Source organism: Streptomyces roseus (assembly GCF_001044425.1).
GTDB lineage: Bacteria > Actinomycetota > Actinomycetes > Streptomycetales > Streptomycetaceae > Streptomyces > Streptomyces roseus.
Genome location: NZ_LFML01000085.1, coordinates 17,246 through 34,536 on the forward strand (window position 1 = coordinate 17,246; position 17,291 = coordinate 34,536).

Genomic DNA, 17,291 nt, shown 5'->3' on the forward strand with positions numbered 1-17,291 from the left:
TGACGCCACCGCAGCACCAACATCCGCCGGTCAGAAGCCACTTGTGGGCAACTTTGCCGTGCAATGAAGCAGTTGGCCGGAATTCACCTGGGGAGAGCGATGCGCCCGATATCGCGTACGGCGGTGGGAGCCGCCGCCGCGGCCGTCCTGGCCGCCACCGCCATCGGCCAGTCGGCGGCACAGCCGATCGACGGAGTGCCCGGTGGAGCCGGGAAGAGACCGATCGCGGGCAGCGAAGCTGCCGGGAGACAGCCCACGGCGCCGGTCACCGTGACCCTGGTCACCGGCGACCGGATCCTGGTCTCCACCGACCCGGCCGGGCGCACCGCCGCCACCGCCATGCCGCGCGAGGACGGCTCGCAGCCGCTCGTACAGACCCGCCAGAACGGGGGCGACCTCTACGTCTACCCGCAGAGCGCGGTCGAGGCCCTCGCCGCCGGCACGGTCGACCAGGAACTCTTCAACGTCACCGGCCTGATCCGGCAGGGCTACGACGACGCCCGCGCCAAGAAGCTCCCCCTCATCGCGGTCTACGACGGCTCCCCGGACCTGGCGCGCAGCGCGCCTCCCACCCCGCGCGGAGCCGAGCGCACCCTCGTGCTCGCTTCCGTCGGAGCCGTCGCCCTCGCCGCCGACAAACAGCAGGCCGCCTCCTTCTGGGCCGACGTCACCGCCACCCGCTCCCGCGCCGCCGGCGGGCTGAAGAAACTGTGGCTCGACGGCAAGGTCCGGGCGAACCTGGAGCGTTCGACGAAGCAGGTGAACGCGCCCGCCGCCTGGGCGGCCGGCTACGACGGCAAGGGCACCAAGGTCGCCGTCCTCGACACCGGCACCGACCTGGAGCACCCGGACCTCAAGGGCCGCGTCTCGGCGTCGAAGAACTTCACCGACTCCGACACCGACGCGGACCGCCAAGGCCACGGCACCCACACCATCTCCACCGTCGGCGGCTCCGGAGCCGAGAGCGGCGGCGCAAAGAAGGGCGTCGCGCCGGGCACCGCACTGCTCAGCGGCAAAGTGCTCAACGACCAGGGCTACGGCCTCGATTCGTGGATCATCGCCGGTATGGAGTGGGCCGTCGAGAGCAAGGCCGACGTGGTCTCCATGAGCCTCGGCGACCCCTCGCGGACCACCTGCGACGACCCGCTGTCGGCCGCCGCCGAGCGGCTCTCGCAGAGCAGCTCCACCCTCTTCGTGATCGCCGCCGGGAACACCGGCCCCGGCAACAACACCGTCTCCTCGCCCGGTTGCGCACCGAGCGTGCTCACCGTCGGCGCCGTCGACCGCGACGACACCACGGCCTCCTTCTCCAGCCGCGGCCCCGCCGGGCTCCACCACACCCTCAAGCCGGAGATCGCCGCCCCCGGGGTCGGGATCTCCGCCGCGGCCATGGGCGGCCGCGGGGTGTACGCCTACCAGTCCATGTCCGGCACCTCGATGGCCACCCCGCACGTCGCGGGCGCCGCCGCCATCGTCAAGCAGCGCCACCCCGACTGGACCGGCCGGCAGGTCAAGGCCGCCCTCGTCGGCTCGGCGAACCCCGGCGTCCCCGGGGACGTACGCCAGACCGGCGGCGGCCGCCTCGACGTCAAGGCGGCCGTCGACGCGACCGTGACGAGCGCCCCGGCCGTACAGGGCGGCTCGTACAGCTGGCCGCAGGACCGCAGCGACCGGACCAGCGCCGAGATCCCGTACACCAACACGGGCACCCGGCCCGTCACCCTGGACCTCGCCGTCGAGAAGGTCACCGGCAACGACGGTTCGGCCGTCCGCAGCCGGATCGCCGGCCTGGACCGCCGTACGGTGACCGTCCCGGCCGGCGCCACCGTCAAGGTGCCCCTCGCCCTCGACCCGGCGGCCCGGCTGGAACGCTCCCAGTACGGGGACGTCACCGGGCGCGTCATCGCCACGGCCGACGGAGTGCACCTCTCCACGCCCTTCTCGCTGTACGTGGAGCCCGAGACCGTCACCCTGCGGGTGAAACTGATCGACCGCGCGGGCAAGCCGGCCGCCGGACCCTCCTCCCTCGACGTCATCGGCACCGACGACGCCGGCGGGGAGCGCCGCTTCAACGACGGGGCCGCGGACCAGGTCTACCGGGTGCGCCCGGGCTCGTACTTCCTCTCCGCCTTCGTCGCCACCCCCGACGCCGGTGAGGGGGCCGTGCTGTACGACTCCCTCACCTACCTCGGCCGCCCCCAGACGGAGGTCAGGAAGGACACCGTGGTCGTGCTGGACGCCCGCAAGGCGGCCCGGCTCTCCCTCGCGACCGACCGGCCCACCGAGGCCCGCGACACCACCCTCGCCTTCTCCCGCTATTGGGACCGGTCCTGGCTGCACGCGGGCACGGCGATGGGAGGGCGGACGATCCGCGGGTACTACGCCTCGGTGGAAGGCCGGGCGCACGAGGGCGAGTTCGAGTTCGGCAGCTACTGGCGGGCGGCCGCTCCGCTGATCTCCGAACTGAAGGTCGCGGGCGGCCCGGCCCTGCACCCGATCACCGCCTCCACGGGCAGCGACAACCTCGACGGGTCGGGCAGCGCGCCCCTGGTCGACGCGGGTGCCGGTACGCCCGGGGAGCTCGCGGCCGCGGGCGTCAAGGGCGCGATCGTCCTGGTCAAGACGGTGGACGGCGCGCTGTACGAGGTCGCGGACCACGCCAGGGCGGCCGGCGCCAAGGCCGTGCTCGCCCACCGCGAAGCCCCCGGCCGCTTCACGGGCTTCACCGGCTACGCGGGCGGCTCCCTCCCGGCGCTGACCATCGAACGGGGGGAGGCGCAGGCACTGCTCGCCCGCCTCGCCGCGGGCAAGGTCACGCTGAACTGGACGGGCAGCGCGAAGAGCCCGTACGTCTACAACCTGGCCCAGGTGGAGAGGGGCGAGGTGCGGGGGGAGCGGACCTACCGGGTGCGCGACCGCGACCTCGGCTCGGTGGAGTCGGTCTACCACTCGATGGGCGTGGCCGCCGACTTCATCGACCTCACCGGCGCCTACCGGCCGCACGGCAACGCCGTGTACTTCGGCGGCATCGACACCGTCCCCGTCCCCGGCAAGCGCACCGAGTTCTACTCGGCCGGGGACACGGCCTGGGACCACGTGGTCTCCAGCAGCTTCCCCTGGGGCGAGTTCATGACCGACCACCAGCGCACCTACGCCAAGGGAACCCAGCGCACCGAGAGTTGGTACGACGGGGTCATCGGGCCGGTAGCCGGGCGGGACCTCACGGGTCGGCCGCAGTTGGCCGCCGAGCGGCAGGGCAACCTGATCGGCTTCGCCTCCGCGATGTGGGGGGACACCGGGCACTACGCGCAGCCGGGCTCCTTCGGGGACGCCGGCGCCCTGGTCCTGAAGCGGGACGGCGAGCAGATCGGGGACAGCTGGTACCCCTCCGGGGTCTTCGAGGTCCCGGCGGAGGAGGCCACGTACGAACTGACCCAGCAGATCGCGAAGTTCGGCCAGCCGGCGCACACGTGGCAGCGTTCGCAGGCAGTGACGACGACGTGGACCTTCCGGTCGAAGCAGGACCCGGCGCAGTTCTCCCAGTCCCTCCCGATCCTGTTCCCGTCGCTCGCGATCCCGGCGGACGGCATGAAGACGCTGCCGGCGGCGAACGGGCAGCGCATCGGGCTCGGGGTCACGGGGCACGCGGGATACGCGCCGGGGGCGTTGAAGTCGGCGAAGCTGGCGTACTCGTACGACGGTGAGCACTGGACGCAGGCGGCCGTCACCGAACGGAACGGGCGCTGGTCGGCGGTCGTCGACCACGCCGGGGCCGAGGCGGGCCGGCAGGTTTCGCTGAAGGTGGAGCTCACCGACGCGAACGGAGCGGCCGTCACCCAGACGGTCGTGCGGGCGTACGACATCCGTTAGGTCGTACGAGAGATACGAAAAGGGGTCCACCGGGCGGCGGCCCGGTGGACCCCTTTTCGCGTATTCGGCGTTTTCCCGCGCTGCCGGGGGCCAAGAATGAGCCCATGAGTCAGCAGGGCGCGGACGACTGGTGGCAGAAGCTGTACGGAACCCCGGACCCGGAACCGGCCCCCACCCCGGACCCGGCCGACACCCTGGAGTCCCGCTTCCGCTCGGCGTCGTCCCTCACGCACCGGGTTCCGCCCCAGGGCGCGCCGGGGCCGTCCGGTATGCCCCCGGGCCCGCCCGCGCCCCCGGTCGTACCGCCCGCGTGGGGGCCGGGTGGCGTTCCGCCGGTGCCGCCCCTGCCCGCCCCGCCGCCCCCGTACTCCGTGCTGCCCCGGCCGCGCCGGGAGGCCGATCCGGAGCCGGCGCCGCCGCCCAGGGACCCCCGGGGACCGGGCACGACGGGGTACGGCCTGGGCAGCGTGACGGTGCCGCCGGTTCTCCCGGAGGTACCGTCCGCCCCACCGGCCCCGCGCCGGGACGCCCCGCCCGAGCGGGCCCCGGACGGGGACACCGGCCCGGCCCCCGGCCCCGCGCGCCCCGAAGCCGCCGTCGCAGGCCCGGAGACCCGGCCCGGAGGCGAGCCAGCGCCCGGCCCCGGCCCGAGTCCCGCGCCCGACCCCGGCCCGGCGCCCGGTCCCGCCCCCGCATTCGATCCGCGCTCCGACGCGGAACCCCGGGCTCCGTGGGAGGTCCCCGGCCCCGGGCCCGTCTCCCGGCCTCCCGAGGCCCCGCCCGCGGCGGAGACCGCCGCTCACATCGGAGTCCAGCCGCTGGCCGGGGATCCCGTCGCCGGTGAGCCCTGGTCCGACTGCGACTCCGACTCCGACTTCGACTCCGGCGTCGGATCCGGTGCCGGCACCGGCACCAGTGGTGGGGGCGGGGAGCGGCCCGTCGTGGGGTTCCTCGGGGACCGGGCGCCCACGTACGCCGCCGAGCCGGGGGCCCTGCCCGTCGCCGACCCCGGGGCGCTGGAGGAGCTCGTGCCCGACACCGTGCTCGAAGGGGCCCGGCACGGGGCGTACACCCTGCGCGCCACCTCCGTGCGCGGGGACTCCGCCCGGTTCCGCGGCGAGGCGCGGCGGGACTTCCTGCTGACCGCCCGCTTCGGCACCGGCGACGACGCCCTCGTCCTGGCCGCCCTCGCCGGGGGCGACCGCTCCGCCCCCGGGGCCGCCGAGGCCGCCGCCGAGCTGTGCCGGTGGATCGCCTCCGCCGTCGGCCGCAGCCGGGAGCGCCTCGCCGACGACCTCCGCGCCGGCCGGCGCGACGCCCTGCGCTCCGGGCTCCAGCGGCTCACCGACCGCGGCTACGGCCGCCTGCGCGCCCGCGCCGCCGAACTCGGACTCCCGGAGGAGGCGTACCACGCCGGCCTGCGCGTCCTGCTGCTCCCGGTCGACCCCGAGTGCAAGACCCGCGTCTGCTTCGGCTCGGGTGCCGGTGGCCTGTTCCGGCTCCGGGACGGGACGTGGCAGGACCTGGAACCGGATCCCGCCGGGAGCGGCTCTGACGGGTTCCGGTTCCGCGCCGCCGTGGCCCGGCCCCGCGACACCCTGCTCCTGTGCTCCGGCGGGCTCGCCGATCCCATGCGCGAGGAGGGTCTCCTGCCGGCCGAACTCGCGGCCCGCTGGGCGGACCCCGAACCCCCGGGCCTCGCCGCCTTCCTCGCGGACACCCAGCTCCGCCTCAAGGGCTACGCCGACGACCGGACCGCCGCCGCCGTCTGGGAGGCGTGAGCGCGCGGCCGGCCGTCCGCCCCGGCGACGGGGTGGCGCCGCATGCCGGCACGGGAGCGGCCCCGCAGCGCGTGGCCGCGGGGCGCCCCTGGGGGTTCGGTGGGTTCAGTCGACCATGAGCCCGTCGCCCGTGCCGCCCTTGCACGTGTTGGTCGCCCAGTCGACCGTCCCGCCGCGGTCCTGGCACTCACCGGGGGTGAGGCTCTCGGTGTGGGCGGTGGCGGTGGCGTTGTGGGTGGCGGCGGTGGCGGTTGCGGCACCTGCGAGGCCGAGTCCGGCGAAGGATGCCGCGGCGGTGACGGCGACGAGAGTTCGTCGAATGCGCATGTGGGTCCCCTTTCGAGGATGGGCTTGGGTGGGCCACTGACCAGCCTGATCTTCACCCGTTCGGGTGGCGCGCTGGATTGCTCCATTCGGGTGAAGTCCGCTGAGGGCGAGGAGGCCGCCTTCGCTGTGGCACGGGCATGTGCAACGGGTGGACGGCGCGCTATCTTTCCCCGAACGGCAGGCGCCGCACCGGCCTCCGACCGCGGCCGTCAAGTGGCGTGGAGGGCGGGTGACGGCGGTTTCTCGATGCCGGTGGGAGATCTCCTCACCCTGGTGCAGTACGACCTGCCCCTCAAAGTGGTCCTCTCGAACAACTCAGCGCACGCGAGGGCCGAGCGGTAGGTGCCGGTTTCCGGCCTCCTCCCGTGCGCGGCGGCCCACCGTGATCAGGGTGTCGCGGCGACCGTCCGCGCGGCGGGCGCGTCCGGGGCCCGGCTGGACGAGCCCGAGCAGCTCGCGGGCGCTTGGAGAGGCGCGTTCCGGCACGAGGACCCGCCTTTCGGAAAGGCGCGGGCCGATCCCTGCCCCCTGTCGATTCCCACCAGGATCAGCGCCGAAATGGTGACCGGTTCCGCACTTTCCGCCGACGGGACCATGCTCGACGGTGGCGTGGGAAGCATGATCCGGATGGCTCGATCCCGCCTGCGTCACGTGCTGCTCACGTAAGCCCGCAGGAGTGCGGATTGCCCCGGCGGGCATGCATCCCCGTAGACCAGTTCGAGATCACGGGAACTTGCGGGGGAGGACATCGCCGTGCGGGTGGGGGCGAAGACCGGAAAGCAGTGGGGGAGAGGGCGGCCCGAACCGCGTGAACCGTCCGTCCAGGACGGGAGAGCGGTGGACGCGCTGGAGATCACGCGGAGCATACGCCGGGCGGATCACAAGGCCGTGAGCGAAGTGCGCCGGGCATTACGGGAGTTGATGCGCCATCGCTGTCCGTCCGATACCGCCGAGGTGGCCGAGCTGCTGATCACCGAGCTCGTCACCAACGCCCTCGTCCACACCGACCAGGGCGCCGAGGTCTCGGCGACGCTCGCCGCGGACCGGCTGAGGGTGGAGGTCCGGGACTACGCCTCGCGGCGGCCCCGGCCGTACGTACCGACCGCCGACGACGGTACGCACGGCCGGGGACTGATGCTGGTGCAGGCCCTCGCCGACGCCTGGGGCGTGGACGCGCCCGTCCAGGCGGGCGGCAAGGTGGTGTGGTTCGAGTTGGACGGCGCCCTCGGGAGCCGCGCCTACTCCGGAGCGTACGACGCGGGGCCCGCCTGACGGCGGGCCCCGCGGGGTCGTTCCGGCCTGCGGTTCTCAGCCGAACTGCTGCTCCAGATCCTTGAGTTTGCGTTCCAGGGAGTCGAGGCGGGGGATGGTCTGGGTGTCGTCCTCGGCGGTCAGGTCCACTGTCCGGGGCCCGGTCACCTCAGCGACCTCGGGTCCGTGTACGGCCTGCAGTGAGGGCCGGCGGCGCGGGGCGGGCAGCTGTCCCGTTTCCGGTATGGCCGGCTCCGCGCCGACCGGCGCGGAGCCCGAGCCGGGGGCCAGCCCCGGTACGTCGACCTGGCGGGCGCGGGAGCGCCCGAACGCCCGGTTCTGCCGGCCCAGGGCCTTGATGCGGGCCCGGTCCAGCCGGTTCTGGTCGCGCCGCCGGTGGCGGTCCTGCTCCCGCTCGCGCTTGTCCTCGCGTACCTCGTCGACGGCCTCGTCGAGGGTGCGGACGCCCTCCAGCAGCATGAGCGACCAGGCGCCGAAGGTCTCCCGGGGGGCCCGCAGCCAGCGGACCATCCGGATCTGCGGCAGCGGCCTCGGGATCAGGCCCTGCTCGCGCAGCGCGGCCCGGCGGGTCTGCTTGAGGGCGCGGTCGAAGAGGACGGCTGCCGAGAGCGACATGCCGGAGAAGAACTGCGGGGCCCCATCGTGCCCGATGCCCCGCGGCGCGTGCACCCAGTTGAACCAGGCGGCCGCGCCCGCGAAGAGCCAGACCAGCATGCGCGAGCCGAGGGCCGCGTCACCGTGGCTCGCCTCGCGGACGGCGAGCACCGAGCAGAACATGGCGGCGCCGTCGAGGCCGAAGGGGACCAGGTACTCCCAGCCCCCGGAGAGGTTCAGGTTCTGCCGGCCGAAGCCGACCAGTCCGTGGAACGAGAGCGCCGCGGCGACCGCCGCGCAGCAGAACAGCAGGACGTAGGAGGCGGTTCCGTAGACGGCTTCCTTGCGCCGCCGCCGTTCCTCGCTGCGCTCCCAGGTGTCCTCGGCCGCGGCCTTCTCGCCTTCCCGCTTGCCCCGGGCCAGTACCGCAACTGCCGCAAGTACGCCCAGGATCAGCAGGCTGCCGGGCAGCAGCCAGTCCAGCGATATGTCGGTCAGTCTCATGCGGATGTCCCTTGCCTCTGCCTCGCGTGTGCGGCCTTCGGGAGTCATGGTGACGCAGGAGATCGGCCCGGCACGCGGGTTTCGGGGCAAGTGGACGCCATCGGGGGGTGGGGCCCGCCGGATAGGGTGTTGTGGCTCGAACTGCCGCTCGCACGACCGGAGTCGAGTTCGATTACGGTCAGCCGTACGAGTGGGTTCAGAGGTCAGGCGGCGGCCGTGAGGCGGGCGATGCGGTCCGCGTCGCAGGTGCGGGGACAGGTGGTGCAGGTGTCCTCGGGCCGGATCGTGTAGAAGAGGCAGCAGCTGGCCCGGTCCCGGGTCGCCAGCCGTTCGCCGCGCGGGCCCGAGAGCGTACGGAACGCCGCGCCGGCGGTGTACGGGGCCGTCCGGCCGGGCAGCAGCGCCTCCAGCTCGGCCATGGCCCGGTGTTCCTCGTCCACGAGCTTGCCCAGGTGCCAGACGCCCGAGACGATCTCGTCGGTCACCATGCCCCACAGGGCGCGGTGGCCGCGCCGCATGCGCGGGCCGAAGCCGTCCAGCAGCGGTTCGAGGTGGTGGGCCACCGCGGCCCGTACCTCGGCGCGCAGCGCCTCCTCGTCGGGCACGACACGGGCCCCGGGGAGAGCGGCCGCCGGGTCGTCCGGCAGGCAGGAGAACGACTCGACGCGCACGCTCATGAGGCCCCGGGTCCGGTGGAACGCCACGTCCCGCGCCGACAGGCGGGGTACCCGGCGATCCAGGAACCAGGGGGCCGTGATCAGCAGGCAGGCGGGCCAGGCGTACCGGTGCAGCCCGAAGGTGGCCACGACGTCGGGGCGGGCCCGGCGGCCGTAGTCCCGCAGGACCTGGGCTTCGTCCCAGTCGAGGTAGGCGTCGGCCTCGGCCCCGCCGGCCGCGAGCGCGTCCGCGCCGATCCACCCCGCACCGCGGGGGGCGGGCTCGTGCGCCGCGCGTTCGACGACCTGGAGGCGGTCGTACGCCTTCGACAGGCGTGCGTACGCGTCCGCCACCGGAGAGCCGGCAGACGGCAGGGCGACGACGGAGCTGTCGGGCATGGCGGGACCACCGATTCGCACGGTCGGAAGCAAGGGAGGTAAGCCTTACCTTAGCTGATCTAGGGCGGCCGTACCAGCACCGGCCGGACCGGTTCGCCTATTCTCGGGAGGCACGTGTCAGGTCGAGACCCCGAGGAGGACCGAGTGCGCGAAGCGGCCCGCGTCGGGGTGGAGGCGCTGATTCCGGCCCAGAAGGTGGTGCGGCACTCGGTGCGCGGGCAGGTGCTCGACGCGCTGCGCGCGGCCCTCGCCGACGGGGAGCTGGCGCCGGGGGAGATCTACTCCGGGCCAGCCCTGGGGGAGCGCTACGGCGTCTCCGCGACGCCCGTGCGCGAGGCGATGCAGCAGCTGGCGCTGGAGGGGGCGGTGGAATGCCTCCCCAACCGCGGCTTCCGGGTGCTGGCGCGCACGCCCCGGGCGATGGCCGAGCTGGCGGAGGTACGGGCACTGCTGGAGGTGCCGGTGGTGCTGCGACTGGCCCGCGCGGTCCCGGCGCAGGCCTGGGCGGCGCTGCGCCCGGCGGCGGCCGGGGCCGCCGAGGCCGCCGAGGCCGGCGACCCGGCGGGGTACGCGGAGGCGGACCGGGCCTTCCACCGGGAGGTGCTTTCGCTGGGCGGCAACGAGCAGCTGGTCTCCGTGGCCCAAGACCTCCACCGGCGCTCCCAGTGGCCGCTGCCGGGGGCCCCGCGGGCCCGGCGCGCGGAACTCGTGGCGGACGCGGCGGAGCACACGGCCCTGCTGGAGGCCCTGATCGCGGGGGACCTGCCGCTGGCGGAGCAGGTGCTGCGCAGGCACTTCGGCGCGGGCTGAGCCGGGGCCCGCAGGGCTGCCACCCGCAGCCCCCCGGGTTCGCCGCGGCCTGGCCCTGGCTCGCCCCGCGGCCCCGGTGGCTCACACCCCCGCGGGGCTGGGCCTGTCCGGGTGGAGCTGGTCCGCCAGCCAGGTCGGGATGCCGCCCAGGAGGTGGAACAGGCGCCGGGCCTCGGCGCGCAGGCGGGCCGCCTCCGGCTCCGGCTCGGCTTCGGCCAGCGCCGCCAGCGCGGGGGCCGTACCGATCAGGAAGCCCAGGTCCTCCCGGATCCGAAGGGACTCCGCGAAGCCCTTGCGGGCCTCCGCCACCTCCCCGTCCCGCAGCGACAGCGCCGCCAGGTGGCGCCAGGTGAAGGACAGCAGCAGCGTGTCCCCGTGCGCCAGCGCCCCGGCATGGGCCCGGCGGTAGGCCGGACGCGCCGACTGCGGGGCGTCCGCGAGGTGCTCCGCGACCAGCCCCCGCCGGAAGTCCAGCAGCGGGCGGGTCCGGGACCCGGGGGAGAGCAGCGCCGCCGCCCGGCCCAGCGCCGAGCGGGCCTCGTCCGAGCGGTCGCGGACCCCGAGCACGGTCGCCGCGTACGCGAGCTGCCCGCGCTCGCACGCCGCCGCGCCCCGCTCGTCGTCGTCGTGGGCCACCGCCTCCGCGACCCGCAGGGCGTCCTCCGCCTCGGCCCAGCCCTGCCCGGTGAACAGGCAGCGCTCGACGAGCAGCGCGGTCCGCTGTACGGCCGCACCGGCGTCGTGCAGGTGGGGCGTCAGCAGGGCCGCCGCGTCGCTCCAACAACCGCGCGAGCGCAGCCGCCATATCGCCCGCTGGAGGGGATCGTCTCCCCCGGTAGATCCGGCACCGGACATGGCGGTATCCGCCACATTGCCCTCCCCAAAGCAACCAAGCAGCACGTCGTTGAGCCCTGGGGCGAAATGAGAGCACGGATCGGAGCCTTCGGCCAAGGGGTCGGGTGAACTCTTTCACAAAGTCCGGACGACGTGTCAGGGAGCCCGCGCCGCCCGCCCGCCGTCCGGGCTGCCGCCCCGGCCGGATCCGCTCAGCTCATCCGCAGTGCGAGGAAGAAGTCGAGCTTGTCCTCCAGCCGCGAGAGGTCACGCCCCGTCAACTGCTCGATTCGCCCGACCCGGTACCGCAGCGTGTTGACGTGCAGGTGCAGCCGCGTCGCGCAGCGCGTCCACGAGCCGTCGCAGTCCAGGAAGGCCTCCAGCGTCGGGATCAGTTCCGCCCGGTGGCGGCGGTCGTAGTCCCGCAGCGGGTCCAGCAGGCGCGCCGTGAAGGCGCGGCGCACGTCGTCCGGGACGAACGGCAGCAGCAGCACGTGCGAGGCCAGCTCGTGGTGGCCGGCCGCGCAGACCCGGCCCGGGCGCGCCGCGGCGACCCGGCGGGCGTGCCGGGCCTCCTCCAGCGCCCCGCGCAGCCCCTCGGCGGAATGCACGGCCGCGCTGACGCCCAGGGTGAGCCGGCCGTCGTCGGCGAGGCCCGCCTGCAGGGGCTCCCGTACGGCGGAGAGCAGCTCGTCGGCGTGCAGGGCACGGTCGGGGCCCTTCTCCTCGCCGGGCTCCGCGGGGAGCGCGGGCAGCGGTACGAGGGCGATGGCCTCGTCGCCGGCGTGGGCCACGGCGATGCGGTCCGAGGGCTCGGGGCCCGAGACGGACGGGTCGACGAGGATCTCCTCCAGCAGCGACTGGGCCACCGGGCCGCCGGGGATGTCCCCGCCGTCCCAGTCGACCCGCGCCACGACGACCTGCCAGTGCGGGGCGGTGCCCAGCCCGGGCAGCAGCACCGGGGCCGCGACCCGCAGGCGCGCGGCGATCTCGGCGGGCGGGGCACCCGTCTGGACCAGTTCCAGCACCTCCTGGGCGAGCCTGCGGCGCACCGTACGGGCGGCGTCGCGCCGGTCGCGCTCGACGGCGATCAGCTGGGTCACGCCCTGGAGCAGGTCGAGCCGCTCGGCCGGCCAGTCCCCGGCGTCCGCCTCGACGGCCAGCAGCCAGTCCGAGAGCACGCTTTCGCGCACGTCACGGGCCCCGGGGCCGCCCGGGCCCCGGCCCGCTCCCCTGATCGGGAAGAGGGAGTACGTCATACCCTGGAGGGAGATCCGGTGCGGGCCCCTGCGCCCGGTGCGGACCGCCGCCAGGTGCTCCGCGGCCAGGGCCGCGCAGACGCCCGGCGCCAGGGGTTCGCCCGCGCCGGCGATCTGCCGGCCGGTGGGGGACAGCACCCAGGCGCGCAGATCGAGGTCGGTGGTGAGCAGATCGAGCACCACATCGGGCCCACCGCCCGCGGGACCCGAGGTCATCAGGCGGCGGTGGCGGTCCACGACCGCCGCGAGATCGCCCGCGCGCTCGCCGGAGACCTGCCGCACCACGTACTCGGTGATCGTGGCGAATGCAACGTCTTCGTTCACCGCGAACAGCGGCAGCCGGTTGCGCCGACAGGCTGAAACGAGATCGTCGGGAATGTCCCCGAGCTCCGCCTCGCCGGCCGCGAGGCCCGCGACGCCCGCGCTCGCGAGGATTCGTACGAACGGCTCGGAGTCGGCCGAATTTCTTCGCCACGCCAGGCCGGTGAGGACGAGTTCGCCTCCGGTGAGGTATCGGCTGGGATCCCGTAGGTCGGTCGTCATGACGCCGCGGACCGTCCGGTCGAGTTCGTCCTCGCCGCCCAGCAGCCGCAGCCCCAGCGCCTCGGTTTCCAGCAGTGCGCGCAGCCGCATGGTGTCGCCGCCGATCTGTCTCGAATGTTGCCGTTGGAAATCGGGCAGGTCGTTGCATCCTGCCTTTCATACGAATCTACAAGACGAGGGAGGTCGCCAGCCAACTCCTTCATGGTTTCGGTGACTGCACCCGGAGGACGCACGGCTTGTGTACTGACTCCACACCGCGTTAACAGCACGTGAACGACCAGTCGAGGGCCCAAGGGCCTCCTGGCTTGAAGTGAACGACACGATGAAGAAGAAGAGAGCCGCACATGGACTTCCTTCGCCCCGCCAGCTGGGAGGAGGCACTCGCCGCTAAGGCCGAGTACCCCTCAGCTGTGCCGATTGCGGGTGGCACCGACATCATGGTCGAGATCAACTTCGACCACCGTCGGCCGGAGTACCTCCTGGACCTGAACCGCATCGGTCTGCTGCGGGAGTGGGAGGTCGGCGAGGACGTGGTCCGGCTGGGCGCCTCCGTTCCGTACACGCAGATCATGGAGAACCTCCGCACGGAGCTGCCGGGTCTCGCGCTCGCCTCGCACACGGTCGCGTCCCCGCAGATCCGCAACCGCGGCGGCGTCGGCGGCAACCTCGGTTGTGCCTCGCCGGCCGGCGACTCCCACCCCGCGCTGCTCGCGGCGGGCGCCGAGGTCGAGGTGGAGTCCGTACGCGGCTCCCGCCTGATCCCGATCGACGAGTTCTACACCGGCGTGAAGCGCAACGCGCTCGCCGCCGACGAGCTCATCAAGACCATCCACGTGAAGAAGGCGGACGGTCCCCAGCAGTACTCCAAGGTCGGCTCCCGCAACGCGATGGTCATCGCCGTCTGCGCGTTCGGCCTGGCGCTGCACCCCGAGACCCGTACGGTCCGCACCGGCATCGGATCGGCCGCGCCGACCCCGATCCGCGCGAAGGCCGCCGAGGAGTTCCTGAACGCCGCGCTCGAAGAGGGCGGTTTCTGGGAGTCCGGCAAGGTCATCACCCCGTCGATCGCCAAGCAGTTCGGTGACCTCGCCTCCGGCGCGGCCAACCCGATCGACGACGTCCGCGGCACGGCGAAGTACCGCCGTCACGCGGTAGGCATCATGGCTCGCCGCCAGCTCGTCTGGACCTGGGAGCAGTACCGCGGAACCGGCCACGGCCGCTCGCTCGAAGGGGCTGCGTAATCATGCGCGTCAATTTCACCGTCAACGGCCGTCAGCAGGAAGCAGACGACGTCTGGGAGGGCGAATCCCTCCTCTACGTGCTGCGCGAGCGGCTCGGCCTGCCGGGTTCGAAGAACGCCTGCGAGCAGGGCGAGTGCGGTTCCTGCACCGTCCGCCTCGACGGCGTGCCCGTCTGTTCCTGTCTGGTGGCCGCCGGCCAGGTCGAGGGTCGCGACGTCGTGACCGTCGAGGGCCTGGCGGAGTTCGCCAAGCAGCGCGAGCAGCACGGCCACGGCGGTGCCTGCGGCACCGGCGGCGGCTGCGGCTCCGAGGGCGGCGTCACCCTGGACGCGGCCAAGCAGTGGCAGGCCAAGCCCGCCGACTCGCAGACCGGTGAGGGCGTGGAGCTCTCCAACATCCAGCAGGCGTTCATCGACGCCGGCGCCGTGCAGTGCGGCTTCTGCACCCCCGGTCTGCTGGTGCAGGCCGACGCGCTGCTCGAAGAGAACAGCTCCCCGTCCGACCAGGACATCCGTGAGGCCCTGTCCGGCAACCTCTGCCGCTGCACGGGGTACGAGAAGATCCTCGACGCGGTCCGCCTGGCGGCCGCCCGTCAGGGAGAGGCGGTCTGACCATGGCTCAGAACACCCGCACGGTACCGGCCGGCACGCCGACCAACGTCACCCAGAAGCACAACAAGGGCGGCATCGGCGAGTCCACGCTCCGCCCCGACGGCACCCTCAAGGTCACCGGTGAGTTCGCGTACTCCTCGGACATGTGGCACGAGGACATGCTGTGGGGCCAGACGCTGCGCAGCACCGTCGCCCACGCCGAGATCGCCTCGATCGACATCTCCGAGGCGCTCGCGATGCCGGGCGTCTACTCGGTGCTCACGTACGACGACCTGCCGGCCGCGATGAAGAACTACGGCCTGGAGATCCAGGACACCCCGGTCCTCGCCAACGGCCGGGTGCGCCACCACGGTGAGCCGGTCGCCCTCGTGGCCGCCGACCACCCGGAGACCGCCCGCCGCGCGGCAGCCAAGATCAAGATCGACTACCGCGAGCTGCCGCTCGTCACGGACGAGGCCTCCGCCCTCGCCCCGGACGCGCCGCTGATCCACCCGGGCCGCGACGACCACCACTCCGGTCACGTCCCGCACCCGAACATCGTGCACCGCCAGCCGATCATCCGCGGCAACGTGGAGGAGGCCCGCAAGCGCGCCGACGTCATCGTCGAGGGCGAGTACACCTTCGGCATGCAGGACCAGGCCTTCCTCGGCCCGGAGTCCGGCCTCGCCGTGCCCTCCGAGGACGGCGGCGTCGACCTCTACGTCGCCACCCAGTGGCTGCACTCGGACCTCAAGCAGATCGCCCCGGTCCTCGGTCTCCCCGAGGAGAAGGTCCGCATGACGCTCTCGGGCGTCGGCGGTGCCTTCGGCGGCCGCGAGGACATCTCGATGCAGATCCACGCCTGCCTCCTGGCCCTCGCCACGAACAAGCCGGTCAAGATCGTCTACAACCGGTTCGAGTCCTTCTTCGGCCACGTGCACCGCCACCCGGCCAAGCTGTACTACGAGCACGGCGCCACCAAGGACGGCAAGCTCACGCACATGAAGTGCAAGATCGTCCTGGACGGCGGCGCGTACGCGTCGGCCTCCCCGGCGGTCGTGGGCAACGCCTCCTCCCTGTCGGTCGGTCCGTACGTCCTGGAGGACGTGGACATCGAGGCGATCGCGCTCTACACGAACAACCCGCCCTGCGGCGCGATGCGCGGCTTCGGCGCCGTCCAGGCCTGCTTCGCCTACGAGGCCCAGATGGACAAGCTCGCGGCGAAGCTGGGCATGGACCCGGTCGAGTTCCGTCAGCTGAACGCCATGGAGATGGGCACGATCATGCCCACCGGCCAGGTCGTGGACTCCCCGGCGCCCGTCGCCGAGCTGCTGCGCCGGGTCAAGTCCCGCCCGCTGCCGCCGGAGCGCCAGTGGGAGTCCGCCGGCGAGGGCGCGGACGTCCGCGCGCTGCCGGGCGGCCTGTCCAACACCACCCACGGCGAGGGCGTCGTCCGCGGCGTCGGCTACGCGGTCGGCATCAAGAACGTCGGCTTCTCCGAGGGCTTCGACGACTACTCCACCGCCCGCGTGCGCCTGGAGGTCATCAACGGCGAGCCCGTCGCGATGGTCCACACGGCCATGGCGGAGGTCGGCCAGGGCGGTGTCACCGTCCACGCGCAGATCGCCCGTACGGAGCTGGGCGTCACGCAGGTCACCATCCACCCGGCCGACACGCAGGTCGGCTCCGCCGGTTCCACGTCCGCCTCGCGGCAGACGTACATGACCGGTGGCGCCGTGAAGAACACCTGCGAGGCCGTCCGCGAGGCGGTCCTGGAGATCGGCCGCCGCAAGAACGGGTCCTACCACCCGGCCTGGGCGACCGCCGAGCTGCTCCTCGAAGGCGGCAAGATCGTCACCGACGGCGGCGAGGTCCTCGCGGACATCGCCGACGTGCTGGAGGGCGAGGACGCGATCGACCTGGAGCTGGAGTTCCGGCACCGGCCGACCGTCGCCTTCGACCTGAAGACCGGCCAGGGCGACGGCCACGTCCAGTACACCTTCGCCGCGCACCGCGCGGTGGTCGAGGTGGACACCGAGCTCGGCCTGGTCAAGGTCGTCGAGCTGGCGACCGCGCAGGACGTCGGCAAGGCCCTGAACATGCTCTCCGTGGTCGGCCAGATCCAGGGTGGCACCACCCAGGGCCTCGGCGTCGCGATCATGGAGGAGATCATCGTGGACCCGAAGACCGCGAAGGTGCGCAACCCCTCCTTCACGGACTACCTGATCCCGACCATCCTCGACACCCCGACCATCCCGGTCGACGTCCTGGAGCTCGCCGACCCGAACGCGCCGTACGGCCTTCGCGGTATGGGCGAGGCCCCCACCCTGTCGTCCACCCCGGCCGTCCTCGCGGCGATCCGGGCGGCGACCGGTCTGGAGCTCAACAAGACGCCGATCCGTCCGGAAGCCCTCACCGGCACCCTCTAGGACGGCGTGGTCCCGGGGGCCGCGCGGCCACGCCGCGCGGCCCCCGGACCCCTACAGACTCTCCGGGCGGTGTGACACCGGGAACGTCACACTTCCTGTCCCACCGCCCGGAGCCCGAAGTCCGGAGTACGAGAACCGCACCGCTCGCGGTCGTCCCACCGGCAGCACCCCCACGGAAACAC

13 protein-coding genes are annotated in these 17,291 nt (G+C 73.4%); 8 read left to right on the forward strand and 5 right to left on the reverse strand.

Going from position 1 to position 17,291, the window contains the following annotated elements; translation table 11 throughout:
* The first annotated feature begins 99 nt into the window (after positions 1-99).
* Positions 100-3,870 carry a S8 family peptidase gene (locus tag ACS04_RS21305; RefSeq protein ID WP_048478290.1) on the forward strand — a complete coding sequence of 1,257 codons (3,771 nt, stop codon included), beginning with the start codon at positions 100-102 and terminating at the stop codon, positions 3,868-3,870.
* Between the two features lie 104 nt (positions 3,871-3,974).
* Positions 3,975-5,651: a protein phosphatase 2C domain-containing protein gene (locus ACS04_RS21310; protein ID WP_048478291.1), complete on the forward strand. Its 1,677-nt coding sequence runs from the start codon at positions 3,975-3,977 to the stop codon at positions 5,649-5,651.
* A gap of 105 nt (positions 5,652-5,756) precedes the next feature.
* Here ACS04_RS21310 and ACS04_RS21315 read toward each other — a convergent pair whose 3' ends face one another.
* A complete protein-coding gene (locus ACS04_RS21315; protein ID WP_048478292.1) occupies positions 5,757-5,978 on the reverse strand; it encodes a hypothetical protein in 222 nt (73 codons plus the stop codon).
* Between the two features lie 18 nt (positions 5,979-5,996).
* On the opposite strand from ACS04_RS21315, the gene ACS04_RS39475 reads away from it, so the two are divergent.
* Both ACS04_RS39475 and ACS04_RS21325 read left to right on the forward strand, forming a co-directional pair.
* On the forward strand, positions 5,997-6,320 hold the full coding sequence (locus ACS04_RS39475; protein WP_107438661.1) for a thiamine pyrophosphate-dependent enzyme: 324 nt from the start codon (positions 5,997-5,999) through the stop codon (positions 6,318-6,320).
* 579 nt (positions 6,321-6,899) lie between these two features.
* Entirely contained in the window at positions 6,900-7,250 is a 351-nt protein-coding gene (locus tag ACS04_RS21325) for an ATP-binding protein (RefSeq protein ID WP_048478399.1), read from the forward strand.
* Positions 7,251-7,286: 36 nt separating this feature from the next.
* On the opposite strand, the gene ACS04_RS21330 is transcribed toward ACS04_RS21325, so the two are convergent.
* Both ACS04_RS21330 and ACS04_RS21335 read right to left on the reverse strand, forming a co-directional pair.
* Positions 7,287-8,348 (reverse strand): DUF2637 domain-containing protein, encoded by a 1,062-nt coding sequence (locus tag ACS04_RS21330; RefSeq protein ID WP_048478294.1) that lies wholly within the window; start codon positions 8,346-8,348, stop codon positions 7,287-7,289.
* Between the two features lie 203 nt (positions 8,349-8,551).
* Entirely contained in the window at positions 8,552-9,403 is an 852-nt protein-coding gene (locus ACS04_RS21335; protein ID WP_048478295.1) for a (2Fe-2S)-binding protein, read from the reverse strand.
* 114 nt (positions 9,404-9,517) lie between these two features.
* Here ACS04_RS21335 and ACS04_RS21340 point away from each other — a divergent pair, with 114 nt between their 5' ends.
* Complete coding sequence (locus ACS04_RS21340; protein WP_398024744.1) at positions 9,518-10,213, forward strand: GntR family transcriptional regulator; 696 nt, start codon at positions 9,518-9,520, stop codon at positions 10,211-10,213.
* Positions 10,214-10,294: 81 nt separating this feature from the next.
* Here the strand turns inward: ACS04_RS21340 and ACS04_RS21345 are convergent, their stop codons facing one another.
* Both ACS04_RS21345 and ACS04_RS21350 read right to left on the reverse strand, forming a co-directional pair.
* Entirely contained in the window at positions 10,295-11,083 is a 789-nt protein-coding gene (locus ACS04_RS21345; protein WP_048478297.1) for a hypothetical protein, read from the reverse strand.
* 176 nt (positions 11,084-11,259) lie between these two features.
* Positions 11,260-12,939, reverse strand: a complete 1,680-nt coding sequence (locus ACS04_RS21350; RefSeq protein WP_048478298.1) for a PucR family transcriptional regulator — start codon at positions 12,937-12,939, stop codon at positions 11,260-11,262.
* 254 nt (positions 12,940-13,193) lie between these two features.
* Here ACS04_RS21350 and ACS04_RS21355 point away from each other — a divergent pair, with 254 nt between their 5' ends.
* From ACS04_RS21355 to pucD, 3 genes are read left to right on the forward strand one after another with little or no spacing between them, the layout of a single operon-like run.
* On the forward strand, positions 13,194-14,090 hold the full coding sequence (locus tag ACS04_RS21355; protein WP_048478299.1) for an FAD binding domain-containing protein: 897 nt from the start codon (positions 13,194-13,196) through the stop codon (positions 14,088-14,090).
* A gap of 2 nt (positions 14,091-14,092) precedes the next feature.
* Entirely contained in the window at positions 14,093-14,701 is a 609-nt protein-coding gene (locus tag ACS04_RS21360) for a (2Fe-2S)-binding protein (RefSeq protein ID WP_048478300.1), read from the forward strand.
* A gap of 2 nt (positions 14,702-14,703) precedes the next feature.
* Complete coding sequence (gene pucD, locus ACS04_RS21365; RefSeq protein WP_048478301.1) at positions 14,704-17,109, forward strand: xanthine dehydrogenase subunit D; 2,406 nt, start codon at positions 14,704-14,706, stop codon at positions 17,107-17,109.
* Positions 17,110-17,291 lie beyond the last annotated feature (182 nt).

Excerpts from the sequence above, each read along its gene's own strand:
- ACS04_RS21305 (WP_048478290.1), top strand. The coding sequence starts at position 100 with ATGCGCCCGATATCGCGTACGGCGGTGGGAGCCGCCGCCGCGGCCGTC.
- ACS04_RS21310 (WP_048478291.1), top strand. The coding sequence starts at position 3,975 with ATGAGTCAGCAGGGCGCGGACGACTGGTGGCAGAAGCTGTACGGAACC.
- ACS04_RS21315 (WP_048478292.1), bottom strand. The coding sequence starts at position 5,978 with ATGCGCATTCGACGAACTCTCGTCGCCGTCACCGCCGCGGCATCCTTC.
- ACS04_RS39475 (WP_107438661.1), top strand. The coding sequence starts at position 5,997 with ATGGGCTTGGGTGGGCCACTGACCAGCCTGATCTTCACCCGTTCGGGT.
- ACS04_RS21325 (WP_048478399.1), top strand. The coding sequence starts at position 6,900 with ATGCGCCATCGCTGTCCGTCCGATACCGCCGAGGTGGCCGAGCTGCTG.
- ACS04_RS21330 (WP_048478294.1), bottom strand. The coding sequence starts at position 8,348 with ATGAGACTGACCGACATATCGCTGGACTGGCTGCTGCCCGGCAGCCTG.
- ACS04_RS21335 (WP_048478295.1), bottom strand. The coding sequence starts at position 9,403 with ATGCCCGACAGCTCCGTCGTCGCCCTGCCGTCTGCCGGCTCTCCGGTG.
- ACS04_RS21350 (WP_048478298.1), bottom strand. The coding sequence starts at position 12,939 with ATGCGGCTGCGCGCACTGCTGGAAACCGAGGCGCTGGGGCTGCGGCTG.
- ACS04_RS21355 (WP_048478299.1), top strand. The coding sequence starts at position 13,194 with ATGGACTTCCTTCGCCCCGCCAGCTGGGAGGAGGCACTCGCCGCTAAG.
- ACS04_RS21360 (WP_048478300.1), top strand. The coding sequence starts at position 14,093 with ATGCGCGTCAATTTCACCGTCAACGGCCGTCAGCAGGAAGCAGACGAC.
- pucD (WP_048478301.1), top strand. The coding sequence starts at position 14,704 with ATGGCTCAGAACACCCGCACGGTACCGGCCGGCACGCCGACCAACGTC.